We start from the raw sequence: 20,083 nt of genomic DNA, 5'->3' as shown, positions 1-20,083 counted from the left end.
CAATTGCAGCTCTCTTAAAATTAATCGTTCTGTTTCTATATGAAATGTCATTTTTAATATTTAATTACGCCCAAATACTTTCAAGTGTATACGGACTGCCTTCATACACCCAATGCTCTCCCGTTAAAAACCTGAAATTCATATCCAAAGCTGCTATTTTATCCATATCGCCTTCTGATAATTCAACGGTTTGAGATTCAAAATTTTGAGCAATTCTACTCGGATTTACAGATTTAGGAATAACTGATGTACCACGATGCAATGCCCAACTTATTAAGATTTGTCCAGGTGTAGCATTTTTAGATTTAGCAATTTCTAGAATTACTGGATCTTTTAATAACTTAGGTTCGTTTTCAGCTTTAAATTTTGCTGCTCTATCTCCAGATCCCAAAGGTGCATAGGCTGTAAAGTGTATATTATGAGCTTTACACAACGATAACATTCCGTTTTGTTGATAATAAGGGTGCGCCTCAACCTGATTCATTTCTGGTTTAATTTTAGAATTTGCAATAAGTTGCTCCAATGCTTTGGCCCAAAATTAGACACACCAATATGTTTTACTAAACCAAGTTCCACACCTTTTTCCATGCCTTCCCATGTGACTTCGTTAGGTAATTCATCTAAAGGAATAAAATGATCCACACTACTTACAAAAGGCACTTCCTTTTTTTGTGCTATAGGCCAATGGATTAAATACAGGTCTAAATACTCCAATTGTAAATTGTTTAATGATTGCTTTAAAGCAAGAATCACATCATCCTTAGCATGCATATTACTCCAGACTTTAGATGTAATCCATAAATCTTCTCTAGCTACAATACCATCTTTTATAACTTCTGATAGTGCTTTGCCAACTTCATGTTCGTTACCGTAAGCAGCAGCACAATCAATATGCCTATACCCTAATTTAATCGCAGTTTTTACCGCATTGTATACTTCGCCTTCTCCAGATTTCCATGTTCCTAAACCAAATGCTGGCATTTCATCGTTATTACTAAACTTCAATGTTCTCATGTTTTATTTTTAGTTATTTTATTTAATCAATAATATTTTACCAAACTCCAGCATAATTCAAATCTATTTTGGAAGATGATTTTAAAAGCTCAAACTTGTACCGAAGGATTTGTTTAATATGTAAATAATCATGCGCCAACCAATTTCTTAAAAACAGTTCTGCAGATAGGTTTCCTAAGTCAGGATGTTTTAATGTATTACTCCAATTAACTTCATCTAATTGCATGAGCCAATTAATTGAATTTTGTCGTTCTTCTAAAAATGATTTTAGTGTTTCATTATAATCTTTTTCTAGGTACTTATGAATTACTACCCACCCTTCTGGATCAATAGGAATAACATCTTTTTCTGGGTGCTCCAACGCATGCTTTACACGAGCTCTAAAATCATAAATTTCTTCATCTAAAAGATGACAAACAATCTCTAACAAACACCATTTTTCAGGTTTTGGTCGCCACAAAAATTGATTTTCGGATAAATTTTTTAAAAGATTTTCAAAAACGTTTTGATTGAGTTGTAATTGAATGACAATTCCCTTAAAGCCCATATTTACTAATATCTAGTACAAACATACATGGCATCTATATACATTGAGGGACAAACACCAAATACAGTCCTGCATTTTTAAAAAATAAAGGTAAATAAAATTATCCGATTACAAACGTTTACAGATGCAATGAGTAAAATATAGTAAATATTACTATATTTGTAGAACCAAAAAACCCCAACGGTGCGAACGTCAGGGTTTAGGAGTAATTTTTTAGGAGTGTTTAGGATTCTTGGTTATGAATCAAGTCCTAATTTAACTTTCAGCCTTGTATATGTTTGCAAAGCCCTCAAAAATCACTTAGTAAATAAAAGAGGTTGAGTATTCTAAACTCGATTTAGGAATGGCTAATGAGACCATCTTCAACCCCTCTTTCACTTGATATTTTAAGCACTCTTTATGGGTGCTTTTTGTTTACGCTTCAAATTTACAATTTTATAAATTACATTCAAAAAGTGTCATAAAATTAATGACAATCACTCTAATTCATTGAAATAATGGCATTAAAATTATATTTTTTTACATATTTTTTGTATTTTTACATTACTACAATCGCCCTATGATTGTATTAAATATCGACACGAATAAAGCCACCAAATAGGTGGCTTTTTCATTATTAATACTGGTTTCTTATCAAACCTATATAAGATATGATAAAGTCAAAATCAGCACTACTAACATCACTAGGTAACAATAATTGCGCTGGCAATTTATTCTTTAATGGTATATTATGAGGTATTGCATTGCTGTTTATTTTTTGATTAGAATTATTCACTTCATGGCTTTTATCATCACTCATTTCAGGCACAACCACAGGGCTAAAATTACTATTAGTACTTTCTTCTTCATTAACACTTTCTTCAACTTCTTCTATAAAGCTTTCTTCAACTTCTTCTGTGTCAGACACAAATGTCAAAAACCTATCTTTATTAAGCACACCAACACTTTCTGCACTTGCCACAAACACTTCTGCCGCCTTATCACTTGCGCTATCTGATATATTGTGTTTCTGAAATAAAATATTTGATAACGGTCTAACAGGCGGTAAATAATTTTCCCTAAAAGCTTCAATCAACTCTATGTATAATGGAGGGTTAGAGAAAGCTTCAATTAAAGATTTTTTCTTAGATTCCTCGTTTAAAGGTCTATAACATTTTGTAAATAATTCGGTTACTTTATATCCCTCTTTTGATTTCATGTCAAGGAAACCATATTGAGAAGCAGAACTAACTTTTTGAGTTAGACTGCCGACAGAATAATTAAGAGCCTCTGCAATATCCTCTCTAGTAGCTCTGTAATTGTCACCGTAATTTTTATAAATCCTCTCTGCAAACTCTAAAGATTCGCTTATAGTATATGATGGATATGCTGAACTTCTTTTTCCCATGATTATTATTTTAAAATATTCGACAACACAAAACTATAACAATAATTTTAAATCACCAAATTAGAATGTAATATTTTATGCTTTTTGTATTTTGATTTTTTTAAAGTCAATAAATACAATACCTCAAAGCGCATTATTTAAAACACAAAAAAATAAGAATTAATTTATTTTGTATTTTATTAGGTAGTTGTTGGGACAATTTGTATATTTGTAATGTCGAATTAATACAATTACATCATGAATTTCAAATCTCTACCACAGCTTTTAGACTACTTTAAAGAAGAAAGTACTTGTATTGAATATTACGAGCAGATTCGTTGGAATGGTAAGCCTGTATGTCCTCATTGTGGTAGTGAGAGAACGTATAAGACTACTAGAGGTTATAAGTGTGCTAATAATGAGTGCTACAAAAAGTTTACGGTAAAAGTTGGCACAATCTTTCATGGTTCTAAAATCTCTTTAAGAATATGGTTCGCAGCTATCTTTTTAGCAACTACACATAAAAAAGGTATTAGTTCGGTTCAACTGGCTTTGGATTTAGGGATTACACAAAAAACAGCTTGGTTCGTACTACATAGGATTAGAGAAATGCTAAAGGACAAAGCACCGCAAATGTTAGGAGAAAACAATATGGTAGAAGCTGACGAGGCTTATGTGGGTGGACGTGAAAAGAACAAACATTTAAACAAAAAACGTTCTTTAACAGATAAAACCCTTACTAATGAGGGTAAACCTTTTAAGGATAAGAAAATGGTAATAGGGCTTATAGAGCGAAACGGCAAAGTCGTTCTAAAACACGTTCCTAGTGCCGACTTAAATAATGTAGGCAAACTTATTAGCAAACACGTTCCAAAAGGTTCAACTATATATTCTGATGAAGCACCAGTATATAATCACTTGAAAAAGTATTATACACATGACAACGTTAAGCATTCATTAAATATTTATGTTGAGGGCAATGTTCACACAAACACTATTGAGAACTTTTGGAGTGTTTTAAAGCGTGGTTTATACGGTATTTACCACCAAGTAAGCGATAAGCATTTAGAACGTTATTTAGATGAATTTAGCGCACGTTTTAATACTCGTAGATTGTCTAGTCAAGAGCGTTTTGAAAAGTTTTTGGTGGATAGTGAGAGCGTTTTGAGTTATAAAAGATTGATAAACTAAAAAAGCCACTTATGAGTGGCTTTTTTAACTATATCTATCTGAATTACCATTCAGTATCATTATAATTTTTCATAATATTAAGATTTAGTTAATGTAAATATATATTAAATTTCGCAATAAACATGCCGTTTTAACGAATTTTAGTCTTTGTAGAGTTTCCAAATTCAAACTCATGACCATTATTTATACAACCTTTTCTATTAAATTGTTTTGTCTTAGTTCTAGATAGGTTTGATAATCCATGCCTAAGAGATATCCTTAATTCCAACATAGCTCCAAAGGTTGTTAAGACTTCTTCAAGGTCTTTATTTTTAAAATCAAATTTTTCTAGTTTTCCTAATTCATCTAAAAAAATTTTATTGTTATACAATGTGGTGCATATTTAGTTTTTTCAAATACAGGCTTCCATCCTGAAACAAAAAAAGAACCTGTCCTTGACATTGGAATCTGCTCATAAGTCACATTAACCTGAACATCACTTGCTTCTATTGGTTGACCAAAAAACAATGTTGGATTCACGTCCACAGCAGAAAAAAAGATTTATTATAAAATTTAAATTGATAGTATTCTCGTCCCTCTTTAGTTTTGTCTCTTACAATACATCCAGATATTTTTATTTTTGGTCTACATAATAAAAAAAATAATATCGCAGTCATAGACCCACCAAGTAAACTTGATAAAATACTCTGAAAATTAATATATGAATCCATAATTTATTTCTAAATATCCAAATAAAGAATTATTTTTATATTTACTTAAGTATTTTTGACAAAATGACAGAAAAAACAGATAAAAAGAAAAAAGAGCGTTCAAAAGAGTACAACGATAAGTTAAAAATCAACACCTCTTTAGACGACGTATTAAAGGCTTCGATTCCTAAGCCAAAACAAAAGGGATAGCATCGTTATTGGACGTATTTTAAGACCAAGCCCAAAGTAGGTAGGTATTAATGTTGTGCGACACGTTATTTGATAGAATTACCTTTGATTAGAACTATTTCGGCAAGATGCTCATATGAGGGTTTCTGAATTAGTGGATTCCTGAATATGGATTAAAGGTTTGACTTCGCAAAAAAAATAGCCGTTCTAGGCTAGATTAAATTATCATTTTCTCTTGTCCCTTGTTGTATATAGATGCCACATACATAAAATAATATCCATTTACAAACGACTACAAACATTTACAAACGAATTTAAACGTGTAATAACCGAATAAAATCTGGAAGCCATTAGATATTTGCAGTGTCGAAACATAAGAACTCGATAGTATTAACTGTTAAACATTAAAAAACAAAAATTATGAACGCACTTAGAAACAAAGTACAGTTGATTGGTAGATTAGGACAAGATCCTGAAATTATAAACTTTACCGATGGTAACAAAATGGCGAAATTCTCATTGGCTACAGATGATAGCTACAAAGACAAAAGCGGCAACAAAGTAGAACGTGCCTATTGGCATAATGTTGTTGTAAGAGGAGGCTTGGTAAACGTGGTTGAAAACTATATTACAAAAGGAAAAGAAGTTGCTATTGAAGGCAAGTTAACTAATAGAAGTTATGAAACTAAAGAGGGTGAGAAGCGCTATATTACTGAGGTTATATGTAATGAATTATTGATGCTTAGTAAATAAACCTTTTTTTGTTCAAAAGGAAGAAAGGTGCTTTGAGGGAAGCACCTTTTTTATTTTAAAACAGTAGCTATAGGGTTATATTATACTTCTGGAAATTTAATCAGTAAAGTTTGCATGGTAAGTTCCTAATCAACTTTTACAAGTGATAGCAATATCATAAGCAGGCAGAATATATCCCAATAAAAATACATACTCAATTTAGCATCTTGAAACCATTATGGAGCTGCTTTATGTTTAGAAAAGATTAAAAATTTGGTTCGTATTTTTCAATTTCCTAATGATGCTCTATGGTGTTTTATGATTTTTTTCATGCTGCCAACTATAATTAAATGAGGCACTAAAATTATAAGAAAAAAATAGGAATAGTCCTTTATATTTATTTAATGGCTTAAATGAAGTGTAAAATTGAATTCATAAGGTTGAACTATTAAAAGATACTGTTGCATGGGTTTAGGTCCGCAACTGGCATTGCCTAAACCTAGCATTTCCGCATCGATACATAAAATAGTTTCCTTTCTGTCTTTTAAAAATGTTGGACGGCTTGCCTTAATTAAATCGAGTGCATCATAATGTAAGGCTGTAAATATAAATGGTTTATCTGATGTGACTTTTAACGCGGGTTTATTTTGACTTTTGAACGATAGTTCTAATGAACGTATATCCGAACGCGCACCGTTTTCTTGTGGTACTAAATAAGGCACGAATAAGTCTGAAACCGTAGATTGATAATTTCCTAAAAATGCCGATTCATTTCTATCAGGATAATTTTCTTGCGGCCCACGGCCGTACCAGTTCACTTTTTCTAAACCTGCAACCAGTCCTAATTTTAAACCAACCTTAGGTAATGTTTCTAGACTTTTAAAGCCCGTTGGTGTCATTTTATTTTTCAATGTGATGGCGCCCTGTCCGCTAATATCATAAACACATTCATGTTTTATACTCCCAGAATCCGATTGAAATTCTCTAACGATAGTGATAGACGATAACGATTTGTTTATCTGTTTCGATGTAACCGAAAGCACCTTATGCTCTAAATTTTTGAGATTTGCCTGCTTCCATGGCTTTTTAAAAGGTCTGTCGTTTTCCGTTGGTGCCCGAAACACATTCAGCGAAGGTCCGTTGATATCTCCATTTTGGGCAATTAACTCCCTTTTGTTAGAAACTATTGACCTGATTTTACCTTCGGATTTATCAAAACTAACTTTGAAATGTTTTCCTGATGCAATGATTTCATTGTCTGTTTCTGATATTGAAACAGTTCCTGTGGGCTTTTCTATTTTTGAAGTAAACTTTTGAAGCATGATTTCTTCTTTTGCTACTTCAAATCCTGCATCCTCCCATAAGGTTGGTTGTTTCAAACGATAGCTAAAGTTTAGACTATATTCTGATTCGTTATCTAACTTCGGAAGATTTAATGTGATTTCAGTTGATGCACTAGGCGCTAAATCTAATTCTGGAATATCACCTTCTTTAACTTTTTTACCATTTTTAAGCAATTTCCAGCTTCCAGAAAATGCATTAAGGTTAGTGAAATAATATTTGTTTTTAATCTGAAATACATCCTTTTGGTTTTCAACCGAGCTTATCCCAATATATTGTTGCGCCTTTTTCATTTCTACCATCGCTGGTTTTGGGGTACGGTCCGCAAATACTGCACCTTTGGCACATTCGTTTTTCAATTCTACAATTTCTGAAAAATCACCACCGACAGGAAGACTGTCGATTGGGTGATAGTCCAATCGATGACTTTGACGAATACGTCCATCTGGCATTTTTTCGTTGTATGTTTGATTTACCCAATCCCAAATGTAACCGCCAATAAAAGATGGATTTTTCTCCACCACACGCCAATACTCCGCAAAATTCCCTAAAGAATTCCCTTGGGCGTGCGCATATTCAATCATGATGTATGGCTTCTCGTATTTAGGTTCTGCCCAAAAACTCAATAGTTTCCAATGTTTCTGTGATTCATCGTCCTCGATAAATGGGTACATCGAACTATTCATATCAAAATAATCTTTTTGTGCCCAACAATCGGTTTCTCTTCCATCATAAGAAATTAAACGTGTTGGGTCGAAACGACGGATATAATCACTCATCAAAGCAAAGTTTTGACCAAACCCAGATTCATTCCCTAGTGACCAGAAAATAATTGATGGATGATTTTTAGAGCGTTCTACCATAGCTACCGCTCTATCTAAAGCCGTTGCCATCCAACTGATATCACTTCCTGGTAATCCGTTACCTCGTATAAAGTAATCTGGAGTTTCTAAAGCTTCATCCATGACATACAATCCGTACTTGTCACATAATGCGTACCATCGTGGGTCGTTAGGATGATGACTGGAGCGTACTGCATTAAAGTTGTTTTGCTTCATCAGTAAAATATCCTGAATCATGGATTCTTCCGATAGGGTTTTCCCAGTTTCCGGATGTGATTCACCACGATTAGCACCTTTTATTTTAATAGGTTTTCCGTTGATGTGCACTTGCAAATCCTTCATTTCAACCTCACGGAAACCAAAAGTAGCTCGCGTGACTTCTTGAATATTTCCTTCGGCATCCTTTAAAGTAAGAACAATGGTATATAAATTTGGAAATTCAGCAGACCACAGTTTTGGGCTCTTAATAGTTGCAGAATATTCCAAAATACTTTCCTCACCCAAATTCCCCATGCGCCAGCCTATTTTAGGACTGTTTTTTCCAGATGCTGATATTAGATTTCCCTCTGCGTCATACACATCAATTTCAACCTGATAGTTTTTTGGCACAGCATTACTATTGTTAAACACTTTTATTTTAGCATTCAATTCAGCATCCTTATAGTTTTCATCTAAATCTGAAGTGAAGAAAAAGTCTCTTATTCTAACTTTGGGACGACTTTGCAAATACACGTTTCTAAAAATACCACTAAACGTCCAAGTATCGCCAGACTCAAAATAGCTACCCGTTGTCCAACGATAAACTTCTACCGCAATTGTATTCTTGCCTTCTTTTAAGAATGGTGTGATGTTAAACAACGAACTTGTCATGGAATCTTCATCATATCCAACATATTCGCCATTAATCCAAAGGTGAAATGCGCTTGCTACCCCATCAAAATTTAAAAAGGTTTCGCGCGCTTTCCAGTTTTCTGGAATTTCAAAAGTTGTTCTGTAACTTCCAACGGAATTGTCGTCTTCAGGTACATTAGGGATTTTAATTTTTTCCGCTCTTACCAACATTCCTAAACCGCGATGCGACGGTGTACCATACCCTTGACGCTCCCAACAGGAAGGCACAGGAATAGTTTTCCAATTGCTATCATCGTAAGCTGTTTTGTAAAAATCTGCGGGTTTTTCAGAAATATTATTGGTCCAATTGAATTTCCAATCGCCATCTAAACTTTGGAAATAAGTTGAATTTTTATAATCTCCTTCTAGCGCAGATGCTACATCCGGAAACTCAAAATGAGTAGTTGCGTGAGGTTCGGTTCCCACGGTATACACTTGTTTGTCTTTCCAAAATTCTTGAGCGTTTAATGCAAGTGATGGAATTAATAATAAAAATAGTAGCAGAAGATTATTTTGTACTGTTCGCATTCGGTTCTTTTCTTAAAATTTAGCAATCAAATTTAGTTGAGTTATTCTTCAATTAGTTGTTCTAATCTTTCAATTGAAACCACAAATGGTTTGTTACCCTGACAATGGATGGCTTCATAGTCTACATAAAGTGTTGGACAGTTAGTATTTTCCTTTTTTAGAGTACGCCATTCGTCCCATTTTTTAGTATATGTTTCTAAAATTAGTTTCGCTTCTTTTTTATCAAAAGGCACATTGTTTATCTCCATTTCAGCAAACATAATCTGGGTTCGAAAAATCAATTCGATTAATTCATATTTGATGCGACCGTAAGTGGTGGAAACTCTTATAAAATCTTCATCTCCTTTATTTGGAAGCTTAATATTATTAGCCATCTCTTCCATTTTGTACCATGTTTTGAGATTCTCTTTTTTCTCAGCTAAAACTTCTTTTGAAATCCCTTTTTTGACGTAGATGGACATATCCTGAGCTGAGAAAAAATGGTCACGAATCCACCAAGGCGCCATATGTTGAAGTGCTGTTGCTTGACCTTTAAAAACCGCATCAACTGAACGCATACAAAGTTCTCTTAGTTTTCCAATATTTTCTGGTGTCATTTTTAAAATATTGGTTGCATAATCGTTAAAAATGGCTTCCTCAGACTTTAATGGATTTTTAGTGAATTCTTGAATGACATGGGCATTTAAATCTATCCAGAATTCGTTGCCAAAATATGGGCCATACCAACCATCACCCCAAGTCCAAGTCCAGATGCCTTTTATTTGTGGATTGTCATATAAGTCTTGGAGTCCTTTTGTATGCTCCATTTCTGGCCAACCTTCAATAACGCCTTTACCTATGTAGTACGGATGGGCATTTCTACCATACATTCCTGCTTGATTAGTAGACACCTCAACAATTTGTTGATGCTTCCCAATTCCTAGCGTTTTATTAAAAGGAAGCCCTCGTAAAAAATCTCCATTCACATGTTTTGTTGAAAAATATAAATTGGGATGGGGCTCTACAGCATTTGTAATTTTTAGATACACCTCGGGCACCAAATGAAATTTTCTTTTGATTTTTCCCCAATCCCAGGTGCGGTAAAACAGTTTTTTATTTCGTTTTACACAAACTTCTTCACGCAGTATATTTATAATCTTGATGTGGTCTTCTGGGGAATACACGGGTCTATTCCCCTCATGAAAAGGCGTATCTTGCAAATATGTTTCCCCAAAACGAATGGTCAGTCCTCCCAATTCGGGAAATCTTTTGAAAATTTCGCCAATTTGAGCTTTCAAAATTTCTTGTGTTCTTGGTTTTTGAATAGAAAGCTTGCCATCAATCTTCATCTCATCACCGTACTTTTTCATTACCGATTTTGGAACGACAAAGACATCCGTAAATGGATAAATAGGCATTCCTGCGCGTTTGGCTTTATCAAGTTGTATCCTGATATCAGACGCCTTTCGCTCAATCCATAATTTTTCAGGAGTTTTATCTGGCACCAAATTATTTTCATAATCATCATAGGTAACAGCGCATTGGATTTCAAACTTAGGGATTTGTCCGTTGTAACCTAAAGTTTTGATGTATTCAGGGTTGATGTATTTTGTATTGAATCTTGGTTCACCTGGGTTGTGGTGTACCATGTTCATTAAAATTGGGTATCGTTTGGACACCTTTTTTCTTGAGCCTTTACAATTGATAGCTGGCTCATTAAAAAGACAATTAATAATACTTCAATTCTTTTCATTTAAAATTATTTAAAAGCTACTTATGTCTTGTTTTGAATGCCTCATTTTCCTCCATAATACGCCCTTTTTGTTTTCCATTTAAACCATGCTCTTTATAATAGAAATCCTGTGGATATGCGTAATAGTGTTTTTTCATATCATCGTCGTGAATATCCAAACTTAAATCGCAGTCAAAGCGTGTTAATACGGTGTGATTCCAATTCCCATCGGCGTTGATAAAATGTGATATTCCCCAAGTGATTCCTCTGCCATCTTTAGTATCTGTAAATGCATCTGGTACAAAGGGACCTGCGGCAAGTGGTAATAATTCTGTAATTGAGGCAATTTCAAAATTAACCCAATCTTTTGCATATTGAATGGTATTATGTTCTTGTCCATCTCGTTGAACGATAGCAGCAACGCCCTCTCTAAAAGGAAACAAGGTTGTCTCATGACCTGAATTGATTACGGGATTCAATAGGTGCTTCACAAATGGCCCCAACGGGTTTTCAGCAATTGCCAAACCTTGCATTCTTATTTTAGATGGTTTTAGTTCTGGGTGTTTGTCAAAATCAGCCTTGTAATATAAATATATTTTACCATCGTGAACTAAAGGATACGGGTCGTGTATTGAATATTGATCCCACGAACCTTCTGGACCATTTGGAATTACTATTTTATTTGAATGTGTCCAAGGGCCATCAGGACAGTCGGCATACGCAACAGATACAGGGCAAAAATCCCCACGCAGTCCGCTAGCTTCCATAAATGCCTGAAAGTATAAATAATACTTCCCTTGCCACTTTAAAATATCTGTTGTAGTTACTGAGCGCCACCCAGGCTGTGGTTTTGGAGGACGTGGTACTGCAATACCCTGTTCTTCCCAAGTAAAGCCATCTTCTGAAGTGGCATACCAAATATCTGCTAAATCCCAATCTGCCGAAGGTATCACATCTGTGGCTTCTTTAGCCCGAGACATTCCAACAGGTTTTACTGGGGATTTTCTCCCTGTATACCAAACATAATATTTGCCATTTTCAAAAATCACTTTTGATGGATCGCGACGTGTAATTGTTCCATCACCTCCACTATAATCAAATCCATTTAGCTTAGTGTATTTAAATTGTGTGTATAATTCGTTCTGTTCTGGACGGATTGATTCATATGCATTATAATTCCGTTCTACAGCTTTACTTAATTCTTGATTTGGTTTCTCCGAAGGAATAAAAAACGGGAAATCGACATGTCCTCGCTCTTGATTTTTACTAGTTTCACAAGAAAATATCACAATTAAGACGCATATCAGTAATAGAAAGTTTTTCATTTGTTTTATTTTAAAATTCAAATAGTAAGTTAATCACAATAGGCGCATCATCATTCCCAAAATAGTTTTCTGAATGTCCTTGCGGACCCATTTTATCACTTGTTTGAAATTTGGTTCCTATCCCAGGAATATTCTTTACAAATGAAATATCTCCCTCTGGAAAATCTACCGAAACTCTATGATTAGGATCTTCTTTAGGTTGTTGCGGTGTTAACATTCGTAAAAACGTATTTTCAGAATTACAATATACTGTAAAGCCATTGTTATTTTTGCCATCCACTTTAACCCAAAATAAACTTGAGAAAAAACCTTTAAATTCGGGATAAACAAAACTAGATTCGCCAGTTACCGTATTATTATAATCGTTTTCCCAAACTTGAAATTTAGTGCCTCTCATTCGGTTTCTCCATACGCGGTATGGTCCATCTCCCAACCATTTCATACCTGCAACTTCTTCCTCTGGAAAAGAAAAGGTAATCCCTTTGAATCCTTTTACTATTTTCTTTCCTTTTATTTCCACATATAAATCAAGCAAACCATTGGGATAAATAGTCCATTTTATAATATCCGAACTATACTCCTTATGTGACGCCCAACTTGGAGACTTATCAGTCATTTCGAAGACTGTTACAATTTCTACCCTTTCTTCAAAAGTATTTACCTTAAAAGATTCTATTTTATCTTTATGACCAAGAATGATTGGCCCATTATTTAATGGGATAATTTTCCCATTCTTTGTTACTTCTTTCAAAAGACTTGTTTCTTTTGAAAACTTGTAGTTAATTCCGTTAGATTCAACATGAATAAATCCATTTTCTTCCTTTGTTGTAATTTGACCATTACCTGAAGTACTTATTAATTTTGTATTAATTTGACTAGGAGTTTTAACGGGGTATGACCACGTAAATATTTCTTTGCCATGTTTATCTATTGCTTTTAAATGTAGAGCATCTGCTGCCTTCCAATTTTCTGGCAAATCAACAGAAAACATTCCTTTTGCTGATGGCTGTAAATCTGGTAACTCAATATTACTTTCCGAAACAATTTCAATACCACCGATTTCGTGAGGCCCTTTAAAACGAATCCATTTAGCAACCATACTACATTCATTCAGGTTGGTGTAATGGTATCTGTTTTCAACTCTAAAAACACCGTTAAAATCAGGTTTAATATAGCGATCTTCAATATATAAAGGAGACCAAACTTCTTTTATGGTAAAATAGCTCGCTTCCTTTTCTCCATACGGACCAAGAATGCCATCAGCAGCATGATTACCATCAGTATCTAAAACACCACCTTTATCTGTTCTTACAACAGCCTCATCAGCAAAATCCCATAAAAATCCACCTGCAGCCAATGGCATTTGCCACATTTGTTTCCAGTAATCATCTAAACCTGCTCCGTGCCCGCCGTCATATAAACCATGCAAAAACTCGGTTGGAAAATAGATTTTATCCTTTGCATAGGTATCATAGGCAAATATGTGATAGCTTGGATAATGCATGGTATTGGTTTTATTGAAAATATTCCACGGATGAATAACCTCTCGTTTTTGAATATCCCAAATAGCATAGTCATCATCCAACTCAGTATTCCAACCCGTTTCGTTGCCATTTGCCCAAAGTAGAATTGACGGATGATTAACATCTCGTACAACTGTTTCTCTTACAATTTTCTCTCCCACTTCTGTATCTAAATGCGGCGAATGCCAAGTACAAACCTCATCAATTACAAACAACCCTAATGAGTCGCAAACGTTTAAAAAATGTTTGTCTGGTGGATAATGAGACATTCTAACAGCATTCATATTCATATCTTTCATCATTTTTACATGGGCAACACTAAGTGCTTTAGAAGTTGTTCTTCCCGAAGATGGATAAAACGAATGCCGATTAACACCCTTAAATTTTATACGCTGTCCATTTACATAAATACCATCTGCTGCAACAACTTCAACAGTTCTAAAACCAATGCGCTGTGTTATCTGATGCAATACTTTTCCTTTTTTATCTAAAGTCTGAATGTTTAAGTTATAAAGATTTGGAGATTCAGGATTCCATGATTTAATATTTTTGACTTTGGTAGAAACATGCCATACACCTTCACTTTTATAGGTTGCTCCTTTCAAATTTTGAACTTCTTCTCCATTCAAATTATATAAAGAAAGACTTAAAGAATTTATTTTTTTTGAATTTGAAAAAATATCCGCCTTAATTGCTCCATCAGCTTTTGCATCAATAGCAACGCGTTCGATGTTATCCTTTGGAGAAATTTCTAAATACACCGGACGAAATATGCCACCGAAAATCCAAAAATCGGCATTACGTTCAGCATAATTTATAGATTCATTTGTAGAAACTTTATTGACTTTTACTTCCAATACATTTTCTTGACCATACTTTAATAACTTACTTATTGCATATTTAAATTCATAAAAAGCACCTTGATGAATTTCGCCAGCAAGTTTTCCATTTATCTTTACCTCAGCATCAGTCATCACACCTTCAAAAACAATTTTTACGTCTTTGTTTTTCCAATCTGAAGATGCTAGAAATTTATGTTTATAAAGTCCATATTCATTATATATCTTTTTCCCAGACTTTTGGTCATGTCCGTAATTATAATTTCCAAAACCTTGTAATTCCCAACAAGAAGGCACTCCTATTTTTGTCCATTTTTTACTATTCATTCCATCAGAACAGTAAAAACCCCAATCAACAGAACTATCTTTTCCTTTTCCTGATAGATATTTTATTTCTGTAATACTACTTTCCTGAGAGAAACCTTGGTAAAACACTATAGCTATTAATAGTGGTAGAATCTTTCTTATTTTTTGCATAACTCTTATTTAGGATTGATATAAAAACTCCTTTCAAAAATAAACACAACAGTTTGTTTTATTAACTTTAACGATATCTTAACGGTAGCTATAACGGTTAAAGTTATTTTTAATAGCTTTGATTTTCAATTATTTACTCCAAATGAAACTCGTAGAAAACCAAAAAAGGAACATTGTATCAAAAATAAAACAAAGTGATACTTTTAAGAATGCACCAACAAGTATTGCACTACTTCAGTATTTATTCAATGCAACCTCTAATGGAGAACAGTTAAAAGAGAGTGTGATTGATATTGATTTTTTGGAAATAAGAACTCATCAGACAGGACTAACCCCAGAGTTAGGGTTAACGTTTATAATCTGAGAAAAAAATAACTCAGTACTATGAAAAAGAGGGTAAAGGAGACAAATGGCGTTTAGTTATTGAAAAAGGTCAATATCACATTAAATTTTATAAATACAATTTAAATAATAGTATTTTTAAAAAACTTCGTTGGCACTTTATCCTGCCTTACCTAGCATTAGCTACAATTTTAACAATCCTTGTATTCAATTATATACCACAAAAAAATCTAGTTTATGGAAACCCTTTCTGAATAATGACAGACAAACAAACCTTTACATTGGAGATCATTTTGGAGTCATGGGAAGTACCATTACTAAGAGTAAGGGCTGGACAAGAGATTTCACAATTAATAATGCAGATGAGTTTTACGACTTTATAAATAAAAATCCAGAGTTAAAAGACAGTTTAAAACCATCAAAATACTCCTATACCACTCGTATGGCAGCAATTGCTTCACAAAAACTTCAGAGTTTCTTTCAAAACTACAACAAGCCTTTCAGTATACGTTTTTCTACACAAACCTCAACATCAGAAATAAAAGAAGGCAATGCCATATATACGGGACCTAGTAAGAATGACAATCAGTTTTTATACTTTTTTAATCAGAATAACCCATACTTTGAGATTTCTAAAACTTCACTTAAATTTTCAAATCACCCCAGCTTAGCAGACAAATTTTATAGTTTAAATTCAGGTGATGAGACCTCTGAATATGCAATTGTATCTAAGTATTCTGTAGACAAAAATGCCCATTTTGTTTTTTTCTCTCAACACGATATAGGTGTTAGCGCAACTGTAGAATATTTTACTGACGTTGATAATTTAGAAAATTTTAAAAAAAACTACCTTAAAGAATTTCATTATTTTACAGCAATTTTTAAAGTAAAAGGGCAAGACAGAACCAATACAAGTATAGAGCTCATTTCTGTTATTCCTTTTTAATAACACAAAACAAAAAAACTACCCAACAACAACGTTTATATTATCACTATTAAAATAACCACCTCTATTTTCTTTGCGCTCTAAAGATTGATGAATAATTAAATGCGCCACATTAACCATGTTTCTCAATTCACAAAGTGATGTAGTTATTTTAGATTCCCGGTACAAATCCTCAACTTCATTATAAATTACATCGAGGCGTTTTATGGCACGTTTTAAACGCCTGTTACTTCTAACAATTCCTACATAATCACGCATTAAAGCTTGTAATTCTTTTAAGTTATGCTGAATTAGAATATGCTCCTCAGGGATAACCGTGCCTTCGTCATTCCAATCTGGGATATTAACACCAATAGATCTATAGTCGTTTTTAGTATGGTATTTAAAAATATTGTGAGCATACACCAAAGCTTCTAACAACGAATTGGAAGCCAACCTATTTGCGCCATGCAAACCCGTTCTAGAACATTCTCCGCAAGCAAATAGATGCTTTATAGTTGTTTTTCCTTTTTTGTTCACTTTAATACCGCCACACAAATAATGGGATGCTGGCACTACAGGAATCCAATCGGTTTTTATATCAATATGATGTTCTAGACACTTGCTATAGATATTAGGAAAATGTTCGAAAAACGCATCCATATCCAAATGGGTGCAATCCAAATACACATTAGGTTCTCCTGATTTTTTCAATTCGCTATCTATACTTTGAGACACAATATCACGCGATGCTAATTCGGCACGTTCATCGTAATCTAGCATAAAACGTTTGCCTTTTTTATTTCTCAAATAGGCGCCAAAACCTCTTACAGCTTCAGAAATTAAAAAGGAAGATTCGCCTTTAGCATCATATAAAGCTGTGGGATGAAACTGTACAAATTCCATATCCTTGATACGTGCTTTTGCCCTATACGCCATAGCAATACCATCGCCAGTAGCAATAACAGGATTTGTAGTATGTCCATACACACAACCAATACCGCCAGACGCCAACAACGTACTATTGGCTTTTATTGTAAAAACCTCTCCAGATTTTTGATTAAAAACATAGGCACCATAACAGGTTAATTCTTCAGAGTCAACTTCTGTTAAATGATGGTTTGTTATTAAATCTATCGCGAAATGATGTGGTAAAATAGAAATATTTTTTAATTGATGTGCTTTACTTAACAATGCACGTTCAATTTCATAACCCGTAATATCTTTATGATGTACAATCCTATATTCTGAATGACCTCCTTCTTTCCCCAAGTCGAACTTACCAGAATCATTGACATCAAAATTGGCACCCCAAAGTAGCAGTTCCTCTAATCTGTCAGGCCCTTCTTTGACCACCATTTCAACAACGTCTTCATCACAAAGTCCATCGCCAGCAATTAAAGTATCTTTTATATGCTTTTGAAAAGAGTCTTGGTCTTTATCCAAAACAACAGCTACACCTCCTTGTGCGTATTTAGTGTTAGATTCATCTTCGCTATCTTTGGTAACGATGACAACCTTTCTATTTGGAAATTCTTCAGCTATTTTTACAGCAAAAGTTAAGCCAGCTATCCCTGAACCAATTACCAAATAATTTGTAATAATCATAAATTTATTTTGAAAGCTCCAACATACGCTCAATAGGTAAAAGCGCACGATCTATAATTGCAGAATCAACTTGAATTTCAGGAGATTCATTCAACATGCAATCGTAAAGTTTTTGCATTGTGTTCATTTTCATGAAATGACACTCACTACATGCACATGTGTTATCTTCTTTAGCAGGAGCAGGCAACAATTCAGTATTAGGCATCTCTTGTTGCATTTTATGCAAAATTCCAGCTTCTGTAGCAACTATAAATTTCTGATCTTGATGCTCTTTTACATAATTTATCATCCCTGATGTTGAACCTATGTAAGTTGCAGTATCCAAAATATGAGTTTCAGATTCTGGATGTGCTATAATTTTATAATCTGGATATTTTTTATGAAGTTCTATTAATTTATCCATAGAAAAAGCCTCATGCACAATACAACTTCCGTCCCAAAGCAACATATCTCTTCCAGTTTCATTGATAATATACCTCCCTAGATTCTTATCTGGTGCAAAAATAATTGGAGTTTCTTTCGGAATTGAATTTACAATTTTTAATGCGTTTGAAGATGTACAAACAATATCACTCAATGCTTTTATTTCAGCAGAACAGTTTACATAAGTAATCACTACATGATTTGGATGTGCTTTTGTGAATTTTTCAAATTCTTCTGGTGGACAAGAATCTGCCAAAGAACAACCCGCATTTACATCTGGTAATACTACTTTTTTAGTCGGACTTAAAATTTTTGCAGTTTCTGCCATAAAATGTACGCCTGCAAATACAATCATGTCCGCATCCGTTTCAGCTGCTTTTTGAGATAATCCTAAGCTATCGCCAACATAATCAGCAATATCTTGAATTTCACCTATCTGATAATAGTGTGCTAGAATAACTGCTTTTTTCTCTTTTTTAAGACGATTTATTTCTTTTACTAAATCCATTTTAACTCTTCAGAATGATTAAATAACATGAAAAATTGGAATAACCCAACATGTTAAGATACAAATATCTTAAATAAAAAGTTCAATAATATGTTATTCTCCTGAAAAAAAGATGTTGATTAAATTCCCGCAATCAATTTGTATAAATTCTAAAATATCATCAAGTAATCATGGAAATTATTAGTAAAATGAAAACTCAATTTTATAAAGAAGCCAACTCCTTTTGCTTATTTGCTATATTTTGAATCTCTAAAAGTATTTGGTTTAAAACAAGCTCACTTTTTTCTAATTCAGATTGAATATTACCTTTCATAGTATTGAAAGCTCCTTTTATATCAACAAATAAGTTTTTGTAATAAGAAATACCTTCTTGCATATTGTTGGTAAAAGTCAACAAGTATTTCTCCTCTTTTTTGGTCATTGATGTTTTAGATTCTTCAAATTTATTCTTTAAATAATCCATATAAATATGCAATTCTTTTATAAAAAGATTAGGGCGATTGGTTTTTGATATCATATTCGCTCTTCCGTAAATATGGTCTGTTATATTTTTAAGACTCATAACTTTAGAATAATAGGCCATATTAGGTCCTGGACATACTGAAACACCTTTCCCTTCAACCTTAGTATCTAAATTATAAGTCAATAATGTCGACGTACCTAAACCTACACAAGTACACGATTTTTCAATGATTTTATTGTATTCTTTCTGATAAACATCTTGAGATAAACCTTCTTTTTCAAGGGCTTTAATCTTAGAATATTGATATTCTCTTGATGCTGTACACATTCCTTTTTCTTTAAATTCTTTATTCATAGCAACAAACTTTTTAGGACACGAACTTCCTGGTCTACCTTTATCAATTAAAGTTTGCTTTTCTAAATCCTTAGTATTGTCTTTTAAGTTATTAAAAGGTATTCCAAGAGGCGAAATATCACTTAAATACAAATCTTCCTCTTCTGCTTTTACTAACTTACTTAAAGTAACATCATCTACTGTAGTTGCCTCTGGCACTAACAAAAATGGACTTCCCCAACCTACTGAATCTAAATTATAGTGATCTAGCAAAAA

The 20,083-nt window shown here is 33.5% G+C and carries 15 protein-coding genes and 1 pseudogene; 5 read left to right on the top strand and 11 right to left on the bottom strand.

Going from position 1 to position 20,083, the window contains the following annotated elements:
- Positions 1–64: 64 nt before the first annotated feature.
- From AC0L5U_RS16270 to AC0L5U_RS16260, 3 genes and pseudogenes are all read right to left on the bottom strand, one after another.
- Positions 65–981 (bottom strand): annotated as a pseudogene (locus AC0L5U_RS16270) (aldo/keto reductase).
- 70 nt (positions 982–1,051) lie between these two features.
- Positions 1,052–1,561, bottom strand: a complete 510-nt coding sequence (locus tag AC0L5U_RS16265) for a DinB family protein (protein WP_473417515.1) — start codon at positions 1,559–1,561, stop codon at positions 1,052–1,054.
- A 616-nt stretch (positions 1,562–2,177) separates the two neighbouring features.
- Entirely contained in the window at positions 2,178–2,948 is a 771-nt protein-coding gene (locus tag AC0L5U_RS16260) for a hypothetical protein (protein WP_473417514.1), read from the bottom strand.
- 237 nt (positions 2,949–3,185) lie between these two features.
- Between AC0L5U_RS16260 and AC0L5U_RS16255 the strand changes: the two genes are divergently transcribed.
- On the top strand, positions 3,186–4,118 hold the full coding sequence (locus AC0L5U_RS16255; protein WP_473417513.1) for an IS1595 family transposase: 933 nt from the start codon (positions 3,186–3,188) through the stop codon (positions 4,116–4,118).
- Positions 4,119–4,248: 130 nt separating this feature from the next.
- On the opposite strand, the gene AC0L5U_RS16250 is transcribed toward AC0L5U_RS16255, so the two are convergent.
- Positions 4,249–4,488 (bottom strand): hypothetical protein, encoded by a 240-nt coding sequence (locus tag AC0L5U_RS16250; protein WP_473417512.1) that lies wholly within the window; start codon positions 4,486–4,488, stop codon positions 4,249–4,251.
- 403 nt (positions 4,489–4,891) lie between these two features.
- Between AC0L5U_RS16250 and AC0L5U_RS16245 the strand changes: the two genes are divergently transcribed.
- Together AC0L5U_RS16245 and AC0L5U_RS16240 are read left to right on the top strand one after the other, a co-directional pair.
- Positions 4,892–5,017 carry a hypothetical protein gene (locus AC0L5U_RS16245; RefSeq protein WP_473417510.1) on the top strand — a complete coding sequence of 42 codons (126 nt, stop codon included), beginning with the start codon at positions 4,892–4,894 and terminating at the stop codon, positions 5,015–5,017.
- Positions 5,018–5,416: 399 nt separating this feature from the next.
- Complete coding sequence (locus AC0L5U_RS16240; protein WP_473417508.1) at positions 5,417–5,749, top strand: single-stranded DNA-binding protein; 333 nt, start codon at positions 5,417–5,419, stop codon at positions 5,747–5,749.
- A gap of 380 nt (positions 5,750–6,129) precedes the next feature.
- Here AC0L5U_RS16240 and AC0L5U_RS16235 read toward each other — a convergent pair whose 3' ends face one another.
- The 4 genes from AC0L5U_RS16235 to AC0L5U_RS16220 form a co-directional block, all read right to left on the bottom strand.
- Positions 6,130–9,330 carry a glycoside hydrolase family 2 TIM barrel-domain containing protein gene (locus AC0L5U_RS16235; RefSeq protein ID WP_473417507.1) on the bottom strand — a complete coding sequence of 1,067 codons (3,201 nt, stop codon included), beginning with the start codon at positions 9,328–9,330 and terminating at the stop codon, positions 6,130–6,132.
- A gap of 41 nt (positions 9,331–9,371) precedes the next feature.
- Complete coding sequence (locus AC0L5U_RS16230) at positions 9,372–10,958, bottom strand: hypothetical protein (protein WP_473417506.1); 1,587 nt, start codon at positions 10,956–10,958, stop codon at positions 9,372–9,374.
- 121 nt (positions 10,959–11,079) lie between these two features.
- A complete protein-coding gene (locus AC0L5U_RS16225) occupies positions 11,080–12,366 on the bottom strand; it encodes a glycoside hydrolase family 117 protein (protein WP_473417505.1) in 1,287 nt (428 codons plus the stop codon).
- 10 nt (positions 12,367–12,376) lie between these two features.
- Entirely contained in the window at positions 12,377–15,205 is a 2,829-nt protein-coding gene (locus AC0L5U_RS16220) for a glycoside hydrolase family 2 protein (protein WP_473417504.1), read from the bottom strand.
- Between the two features lie 142 nt (positions 15,206–15,347).
- On the opposite strand from AC0L5U_RS16220, the gene AC0L5U_RS16215 reads away from it, so the two are divergent.
- Together AC0L5U_RS16215 and AC0L5U_RS16210 are read left to right on the top strand one after the other, a co-directional pair.
- Positions 15,348–15,569 (top strand): hypothetical protein, encoded by a 222-nt coding sequence (locus AC0L5U_RS16215; protein ID WP_473417503.1) that lies wholly within the window; start codon positions 15,348–15,350, stop codon positions 15,567–15,569.
- 129 nt (positions 15,570–15,698) lie between these two features.
- Complete coding sequence (locus AC0L5U_RS16210; RefSeq protein WP_473417502.1) at positions 15,699–16,493, top strand: hypothetical protein; 795 nt, start codon at positions 15,699–15,701, stop codon at positions 16,491–16,493.
- Positions 16,494–16,511: 18 nt separating this feature from the next.
- Here AC0L5U_RS16210 and nadB read toward each other — a convergent pair whose 3' ends face one another.
- The 3 genes from nadB to AC0L5U_RS16195 all read right to left on the bottom strand — a co-directional run bounded on the left by nadB (position 16,512) and on the right by AC0L5U_RS16195 (position 20,080).
- Positions 16,512–18,080: an L-aspartate oxidase gene (nadB, locus tag AC0L5U_RS16205; RefSeq protein WP_473417501.1), complete on the bottom strand. Its 1,569-nt coding sequence runs from the start codon at positions 18,078–18,080 to the stop codon at positions 16,512–16,514.
- A gap of 4 nt (positions 18,081–18,084) precedes the next feature.
- A complete protein-coding gene (gene nadA / locus AC0L5U_RS16200) occupies positions 18,085–19,011 on the bottom strand; it encodes a quinolinate synthase NadA (protein WP_473417500.1) in 927 nt (308 codons plus the stop codon).
- 202 nt (positions 19,012–19,213) lie between these two features.
- Positions 19,214–20,080, bottom strand: coding sequence for a hypothetical protein (locus AC0L5U_RS16195; RefSeq protein ID WP_473417499.1), 867 nt, complete (start codon positions 20,078–20,080; stop codon positions 19,214–19,216).
- Between the last annotated feature and the right edge of the window lie 3 nt (positions 20,081–20,083).

It is taken from the genome of Jejuia sp. G7-7 (assembly GCF_055808955.1).
The sequence above is the reverse complement of the archived record's forward strand: the minus strand, read 5'-3'. Positions and strand labels throughout refer to the sequence as shown.